Source organism: Microcoleus sp. A003_D6 (genome assembly GCF_036702825.1).
Lineage (GTDB): Bacteria > Cyanobacteriota > Cyanobacteriia > Cyanobacteriales > Microcoleaceae > Microcoleus.
This window is the reverse complement of sequence record NZ_JAUBWA010000036.1, coordinates 46,543-54,693: the sequence shown is the minus strand read 5'-3', so window position 1 is coordinate 54,693 and position 8,151 is coordinate 46,543. Positions and strand designations below refer to the sequence as shown.

6 protein-coding genes are annotated in these 8,151 nt (G+C 46.2%); 4 read left to right on the top strand and 2 right to left on the bottom strand.

What is annotated here, in order from left to right:
* The 4 genes from QUB70_RS12525 to QUB70_RS12510 form a co-directional block, all read left to right on the top strand.
* On the top strand, nucleotides 1-517 hold a 517-nt coding region (locus QUB70_RS12525; RefSeq protein WP_332980678.1), incomplete at its 5' end, for an RNA-guided endonuclease InsQ/TnpB family protein.
* Nucleotides 518-782: 265 nt separating this feature from the next.
* A complete protein-coding gene (locus tag QUB70_RS12520) occupies nucleotides 783-1,853 on the top strand; it encodes a DUF6745 domain-containing protein (protein WP_332980677.1) in 1,071 nt (356 codons plus the stop codon).
* A 163-nt stretch (nucleotides 1,854-2,016) separates the two neighbouring features.
* Nucleotides 2,017-3,198 (top strand): sulfate adenylyltransferase, encoded by a 1,182-nt coding sequence (gene sat, locus QUB70_RS12515; protein WP_332980676.1) that lies wholly within the window; start codon nucleotides 2,017-2,019, stop codon nucleotides 3,196-3,198.
* Between the two features lie 313 nt (nucleotides 3,199-3,511).
* Complete coding sequence (locus QUB70_RS12510; RefSeq protein ID WP_332980675.1) at nucleotides 3,512-5,701, top strand: caspase family protein; 2,190 nt, start codon at nucleotides 3,512-3,514, stop codon at nucleotides 5,699-5,701.
* A gap of 301 nt (nucleotides 5,702-6,002) precedes the next feature.
* Here QUB70_RS12510 and QUB70_RS12505 read toward each other — a convergent pair whose 3' ends face one another.
* Both QUB70_RS12505 and QUB70_RS12500 read right to left on the bottom strand, forming a co-directional pair.
* Nucleotides 6,003-6,212, bottom strand: a complete 210-nt coding sequence (locus QUB70_RS12505; protein WP_332980679.1) for a Uma2 family endonuclease — start codon at nucleotides 6,210-6,212, stop codon at nucleotides 6,003-6,005.
* A 175-nt stretch (nucleotides 6,213-6,387) separates the two neighbouring features.
* On the bottom strand, nucleotides 6,388-7,920 hold the full coding sequence (locus QUB70_RS12500; RefSeq protein WP_332980674.1) for a right-handed parallel beta-helix repeat-containing protein: 1,533 nt from the start codon (nucleotides 7,918-7,920) through the stop codon (nucleotides 6,388-6,390).
* Nucleotides 7,921-8,151: the final 231 nt, after the last annotated feature.

The window sequence follows — 8,151 nt, the reverse complement described above, 5'->3', positions numbered from 1 at the left end:
TCATCAAAAGATTGGTAATAAACGCCAAGCGTATCAATGGAAAGTTGCTAACAAGATTGTGTCTCGCAACACCGATGCGATCGCCCTAGAAAATTTAAACATCTCTGGGATGATGCGCCGATGTAAGGTGAAAACTAATGAAAAAACTGGGAGATTCCTGAAAAATGGACAATCTAGAAAGAAGGGTTTGAATCGTTCTATCTGTGATGCAGGTTGGGGTGAATTGATTTTGAAGATTGAGTATCTTGCTGTGAAGCAAGGAAAAATTACTATTAAAATCAATCCCAAACACTCTAGCCAAGAATGCAGAAATTGCGGTCATATTGACAAGTCGAATAGAGATGGAGAAAAGTTCATCTGTGTCGAATGTGGCTATCACGAACACGCCGATATTGGTGCTGCAAAAACTATCAGAGATAGAGCTTTTTTAATGGTACGCGGGGACTCCGCGAAACCTGGTACTATGTACCTAAACGCCCAAAAGATATCACCGCGCTCACGCGAGCAAACGCGGTGAGTTTGGGAACCTGAGTAATCAGGATATTAAGGTTGCAAAATCTTAAGAATCTCAGTCGCTGTCTTCGCTGAGAGTGTCAAACAATCGTATTTAGGATTCCTCAACTCGCTTTCTATCTCGACGCGATGTTTGTTTCCACCGACTTAATGGTTCTATCCGCCCCAAGTAGGGTAAGGTGCGCAGTTCGCACCCTACAGATAGAGTGTGTGCGTAAGTCCTGTTAATTAATTTTTGTCACTCCAAATCAAATAATATAGCTGTACCAATGATTGCAATTACTCCCGAACAAACAGCGCTAATTCCGATTTATCGCGAGAAGTGGCGGCAAATTGGACTTTCGATCGCACCGATCGATCGCCCGCAAGCGACAGCCGCCATCCACACCGCCTACAACTTCATCGGCTGTCCCGCACCGGAAATTATTTTCTGTGACAGCCCTTACATAGCTTTGCAAGCAGTTGAACCGCTAAGGATACGCGATTCCGGTCTGGAAACAGGCAGCGAAATCAGAAACAAAATTCACAATGAATTGTACGATATATTAAGGAGTCAACTGGGCAGGGAACTGGAAAATAAGATTTACAGCAAACTCTACAACCCGCTGTACGCTCAACTGATGAATCAACTGCACGTTCATGTTAAAGATGAACTTTACATCAAATTAGCAAGGAAGTTGGGCGGGAGATTTCAGAGATTTTTTATCGATCAGACTTATCATAATAACAGCATAGTTTCCGAACTTTCAGCCTGTCACGGAAGTTGGGTTGAATTTTGTATAGACGTGTTAAATTTGGAGATCGATCGCTCTTTGTATGCAGCCTTTAAATCCCTAACCGAAAACTGCGGCAGGATTTACCCGTTTGAGAAAATGTGCTTTGTGTGCGATCGCCCGATTCAAATTCATTTTGACAGCGAATATTTGCTCCACGCAGAAGGTCAACCAGCGGTTGAATTTGCTGACAAGTTCAGCGTATACTCTTATCGCGGCGTCCTGCTGCCGGCAACAATCGGTCAAGTTCCGCCGCAGTCTTGGCAAGCTTCATGGCTGCTAACAGAAAAGAATGCCGAAGTGCGGCGAGTTTTGATTCAGGCGATCGGCTATCCGAGAATTTGTCAAGAATTGCAAGCAATAGAATTGGATACTTGGCAAGAATATACTTTGTTAAAAATTGATAATAATATTGACATAGAGCCAATTTATTTGTTAAAGATGACTTGTCCGAGTACGGGACACATTCACGTTTTGCGAGTGCCGCCAAAAGTCCGATCGGCTAAAGAAGCGATTAGCTGGGTAAATTGGGGAATAGATCCAGAAGAATTTCAAGTGCAGACTTGAAGGGAAAGTTGAGAGTTTTTAGTGCGCGAGTTTACAGTTAAAGAATTACAGCGCCACAAAAGCAGCGTTCTGTACAATTCCATAAGAATTAAAAAATGTAGAATTGCAGCCACCGCTTGATACTATGTACTCTGGCAGCTAAAACCAAATAATTCAAATCGACATGAGCCAGCATCCAGACCGCATTGCGCCTCACGGCGGCATCCTGGTCAACCGCATTGCCACACTAGACCAAAGACAAGAATTTTTCGACAAAGCAGAGTCCCTGCCGCGAGTCCAGTTGTCGGATCGATCGATCTCCGACCTGCAAATGATCGCCATCGGCGCCCTGAGTCCCCTCAAAGGGTTCATGAACGAAGCTGATTATCGATCGGTCGTCAAACAAATGCGCCTCTCCAACGGCCTCCCTTGGTCGGTGCCCATCACCCTCTCGGTAACAGAAGCAGTCGCTGCCCCCCTGAAAGCAGGAACTTTAGTGCGCCTCGACTCCCCCGCAGGCGAATTTGTCGGGCTCTTGGAGCTCGCAGAAAAATACCATTACAGCAAAGAAGAAGAAGCCCTCAACGTCTACCGCACCGACGACCTCAAACACCCGGGCGTCCAAGTAGTAGACAAATCCGGGCCAGTTAACCTCGCAGGCGACGTTTGGCTGCTGGAACGCGAACTAGACCCCCGGTTTCCCCAATACCAAATTGACCCGGCGAAATCGAGAATGCTGTTCAAAGAAAAAGGATGGAAAACCATAGTCGGTTTCCAAACCCGAAACCCCATCCACCGGGCACACGAATACATCCAAAAATGCGCCTTAGAAACAGTAGATGGCTTGTTCCTGCACCCGCTAGTGGGGACGACAAAAGATGACGACATCCCCGCTGACGTGCGGATGCGCTGCTACGAAATTCTGCTAGAAAAATACTATCCAAAAGACCGCGTAATTTTGGCAATTAATCCGGCGGCGATGCGCTACGCCGGGCCGCGAGAAGCCATTTTTCACGCTTTAATCCGCAAAAACTACGGCTGCACTCACTTTATCGTGGGGCGCGATCACGCTGGAGTTGGGGATTATTACGGCACTTACGATGCCCAATACATTTTTGACGAATTTGAGCCGGGAGAATTGGGAATTGTGCCGATGAAATTCGAGCACGCTTTCTATTGCACGCTGACGGAACAAATGGCTACAACTAAAACCAGTCCCAGCACTCCCGAACAGCGGGTGCATTTGTCTGGAACCAAAGTTCGGGAAATGCTGCGGGCTGGAAAATTGCCGCCGCCGCAGTTTTCCCGGCCGGAAGTCGCCGCTGAATTAGCCAAGGCAATGAATATTTTCAATTACGAGATTTAAATCTTGAACCTTGGTGTTGGCGGCATTCTGAATAGTTTTGAATTTTGAGTTTTGAGTTTTAAATTTTAAAGTTTAAACTTACAGCGTATTCCAGGTTTGTGAAGTGTAGGGACACCGCGAATGCCTGAGCCCCTACGGGGAAGCTCGCGATAGGCGGTGTACTTCATAAATGTGGAATCTGCTGTAAAACTCAAAAGTTAAAAAATAAAAAACATTTTAATACTAAACACTCATAATCTAATTAAATCCCCGAAAATTAGTGAGGGGAATTTAACTTAAAAATTGACAACTAAAAATCCAAAGCTATTTAAAAATGGGACTGAAGCGGCGGGAATTTTTGCAGCAAGCTGGCCGGATGCTGGGCGCGATCGGAATCAGCGAGATCCTGTGGCTGCGGTTGGGCGATCGCTACCTCCAAGCTTTAGCCCAGCCGACAGCCCGCAAATTGGCTTTGTTGGTTGGCGTTGACAAATATCCAGACTCGCCCCTGCGCGGCTGCGTCACGGATGTGGAATTGCAGCGGGAACTGCTGAGATATCGGTTTGGATTTGCGCCGTCGGACATTCTGACTTTGACTGACGCTCAAGCTACGAGGGAAAATATCGAGACGGCTTTTGTGACTCACTTGACTCAACAAGCAAAACCTGGCGACGCGGTAGTTTTTCACTTTAGCGGCTGCGGTAGCCGAGTCAGTTCGATCGAGTCTCCCGGAAAAATGCAAAACAGTTTGGTGCCGGCGGATGACGTTTTGCCGCTGTTGGCCAACGGGGCGGTGAACGATATTTTAGAGGAAACGCTGCTGCTGTTGGTGCGATCGCTCGCGACAGAAAATGCGATCGCCATCCTCGACACCAGCTACTCCTATCCGGGTTTCCCCAAAAACGGCAACTTTCGCATTCGCTCCCGCCCCCGCCCCACCGTCGGGCAGCCAAGCCTCGCAGAATTAACGTTCGCCGAAGGTCTCAAATCCCGTCCAAATCTCCGTCCGACGGCCACCGTACTTGCTGCGGCGGCCAATTCCCAAATCGCGGCCGAACAAGAGTGGAACGGATTTAGTGCAGGTTTGTTTACCTACGCCCTGACTCAAACTCTGTGGTGGGCAACTCCCGCCAGCAGCTTCAGCGTCAGTTTCAGCCGCGCCGCGGGTACAGTCGAGCAAATCACGGGGTTATCGCAGCAACCGCAAATTCCCCCTCACGATTTAACAGCACCGCCGGCGGTTAATTTTGCAAATTTAATGTTGAATTCCCCTGCTGATGGGGCTGTGACGGCGGTGGAAGAGGGCGGCAAAACTGTGCAGTTGTGGCTGGGCGGGTTGTCGTCGGGAGTTTTGGAGTCGGCAGCGGGTTCTGTGTTTGCTGTGGATTCCTCCGAGGGCGCGAGGCTTTTGCTGCGGGGACGCACGGGCCTTTCTGCTAAAGCTCAAATTTTAGATAAGCCCGATCGAACAAACAGCCAATTAACAGTCGGCGAACTGGTGAGGGAAGAAATTCGGGTATTGCCGCGAAACATCGGTTTGACAGTAGCTTTGGACTCGGGTTTGGAACGCATCGAGCGGGTGGACGCCACCAGTGCTTTCTCGACTGTGCCGCAAGTTTCGGCTGTCTTGAGCGAGCAACCGGCTGACTTTCGGTTCGGCAGAGTCCCGGAAACGGCTGTCGCTCAAACTTCTTCGGCCTATGAGCCTGCTTTGGATCGAGGCCGCTACGGTTTGTTTTCTTTGGGCCAAATGCCGATTCCCGACACTCAGGGCGACGGGGGAGAAGCAGTTAAGGTGGCGGTGCAGCGGTTGACTCCGCAGTTGAAAGCGCTGCTGGCTCTTAAGTTGCTGCGGCTGACTGCAAATGAGGGGTCTTCGCGCCTGAAGGTGCGGGCGGTTCTGGCAACTCTGGCGCCGCAAGCGCGGGCGGTGGCGCAGCGGGAGCCTGTGCGGGCCGATCGCACTTACCGCCTCGAACCCCTGAGCGCGGAAAGCGAGAAATCGGCAAGCAATTATATACCAAACATAAAAACCGGCAGCCGAATTCAGTACAGATTGTATAACGACGGCGATCGCCCGGTTTACTTTGCGGTGTTTTGCTCGGACAGCGCGGGACGGCTGTCAGTGTTCGGCGCTGAGGGCAAAGACCCTGTGGGGGAGAGGTCGCGGGCGATCGCTCCGGGGGAGAATTCGATCGTGCCTGCGGCTGGGTCGATCCTCTTCGAGGGCTTCGCTAACGGGTGGGCGGTATCTGGGGCGATCGGGCTTGCGGAAACTTTTTTTATATTTAGTGAGAGTCCGTTCGATCGAACTCTTGCTGCAATAGAAGCCGAAATGCAGCAAACGAGGGATGCTTTACCAATTCGAGTATTGTTGAATCCTTTAAATGTGGCGCGGGCGGTGCTCGAAGATTTGCACGCGGCTAGCATTCCGGGGGTGCAGAAAGTGGGGATATCGACGGATGATTTGGCTTTGGATGTGAGTGTTTGGGCGACTCTGAGTTTTGTTTATCGGGTGGTTTAATTTGGGAATCGGGACTTGGGAATGTTTTCTATAACTCACATTTTGCACCATTGTCAAGAACAGGCTTTCCGGCCTGTTCCACAATAGACCTCTTGCAAAAATCCTTTTAATCAAATTCTGGAACGGGATCTGGGGCCCATTCCACAAGAAAAAAAATTTTGTGGGACGGGCCGGAGAGCCCGTCCTAGTTATTTTTGCAAGAGGTCTAATAAAATTTATCTCTTGTGGAACAGGCATCTTGCCTGTTCCTAAGCAAGTAATTGAGAATGGTGCAAAATATCAGATAACCTATAATCCGAATCTATCCGAGTACAAAATCGATATTCATTTCCACATCAGGAAAGGCGAGCGACGCAACTTGTTGACCCCGCCAAAACTTTTGGATTAAACTGTAACCATTAGGAGTTGGCTGGCGGTAAACTTCTAAGCATTGTGCCTCTATATCTAAGAGCCAGACTTCTTGAATGAGCGATCGAGCGTAAATAAGCTGTGTTGCATCTAGATTGCCTATGGTATTAGAGAGGGAGAGGGTCCGATGGGGATCGGGGGAGAGGATTTGACGATTGTTCGATCGAGACTCGAAATATACAATTTAAATGCACAACAGCTTAATTAATTTTGTTTAGGTACTTAATACAACTATTAACAATTAATTATTACAGACACAACTTATTTTAATGAAGGGTTTATTGGGGTAAATCAGGAAATTGAGGTGGGAACTTACCCTGCCACCAAAAATGGGGTTTTTCTCCATTGGGAAAAGCTCCAACTGTCATCTGAGATGTTTTAGAATTAGCAGTTAATGGGGTTGGGTTACTGACGGGAGATTTTAAGTAAAAATTCCCTTCTTCAGGATTAACAAATAGAGGTTCTTCTCTGACCGCAGCAGTTCCATTCGTTCCATAGATATTCGCATAGTTATCAGGAAGCCATCCAGCATAAATCGGACGGGTGGTGTTATGTTCTCCAAAGATTAAGTTGTGGCTAATCTCAATATCTTTTTGACGAAAAATCTTTTCGATGTCAGAGTTAGCCGCCAAATAGCGATCGCTATAACCGATTTGAAATCCCCTATTATTGCTAAAAATATTATTCTTGATTTCAACATTTTGAAGATTATCAGAAAATAAATATAACCCTCCAGTAATCCAAAAAAAGCTTTCTCCTGGGTTCGGTTTACCATAACCATTATGATGAACCGTATTATTATAAATTTTAATATTATGCCGTAACCCATCATTTCCCCATCGGGCAAAGAGAATTCCGGTTCCCCAGTTATCATAAATTAAGTTATGGTGAAATCGAATATTTTTTGCTTCTGAACCTCCTTCTACTGCTAAAGCAAACCCTGCCCCATTACAATCATGAACAACATTATTAAAGACCTCAACATCTTCTAAGACTCCCAACCAACTATCAACATATAATCCTTGTCGTGCCATGTGGTGAATATAGTTATGATGGACGGTTCCATATTTACTCTTTTCTTTAACATCAATCCCTTCTTTTTTCCCATCCTTAACTAAGTTATAAGCAACTTCAAAATTTTCAACCCCACCGATTGAAATTGCTTCATGGGGAGCTTCTGAAAAATCATTTAAAAAGTCAGCCATCTTCAGGTCGTTTGCATTAATAACCGTATTTCCCATTACTTTATAGTGATCGCCCCACCAAACACCAATACCTGGAGAAAACGTATTTTCTGTTTTATTATTATAAAGGTTAATAAAATGGCTATTTCTAACTGTAATCCCAGAATTATGAGAATTAATAACTTCTAAATCTTCGACTTGAATATAACTAACATTTTGTAACAAAAATGCACCTTGATCGTGAGGATAATGGGATTTATTAGCAGAGGGAGGCTCTACTTTAACTGCATCCGCATCAATAATAACCCGTTCTTCAGGATAAGTTCGATAAGTAATCCAAGCCTTTTCTGTACCTGAATTTTTAGCTTGAATTTGTTCGGTGAGGCGATAAGTTCCAGCCCGAATATAAACTGTTTCACCCGCTTTTAATACCCACGCTGCGTGATTAATTGTTGACCAAGGATGCTCGTGTGAACCGTTATTTGTATCGCTGCCATTTGGTGCAACATAAAAAACATGAGGATGGGTTGGTGCTAAAGTTTGCGATGTCCAGCACTCACCACTAATCGCCAATAGAAATACTGCTAATACTAACGTGATGAACTTATGAACGGTTTTTCTAATCATGAAGTTTTTTTAGGTAGCATTTAATCATCACTGTTTAAACATTAAAGCACTTTCGTAATTTTGTAAATCTAGTAAGTAGATAGGCGCTGTAAAACACAATTATGTTAAAAATTGTAAGGTCTCCAAATGCCTTAAGCGTGGCTAAGTTAGCCCTGTTTACATATTGTTACATAGCTCGGTTTAATCCCGCTTACCTACTTACCCGATCGCCCTCGGACAGAATACCAGCTT

What these genes read in the sequence shown, in the direction of transcription:
- QUB70_RS12520 (WP_332980677.1), top strand. Translation starts at nt 783, where the DNA reads ATGATTGCAATTACTCCCGAACAAACAGCGCTAATTCCGATTTATCGC.
- sat (WP_332980676.1), top strand. Translation starts at nt 2,017, where the DNA reads ATGAGCCAGCATCCAGACCGCATTGCGCCTCACGGCGGCATCCTGGTC.
- QUB70_RS12510 (WP_332980675.1), top strand. Translation starts at nt 3,512, where the DNA reads ATGGGACTGAAGCGGCGGGAATTTTTGCAGCAAGCTGGCCGGATGCTG.
- QUB70_RS12500 (WP_332980674.1), bottom strand. Translation starts at nt 7,920, where the DNA reads ATGATTAGAAAAACCGTTCATAAGTTCATCACGTTAGTATTAGCAGTA.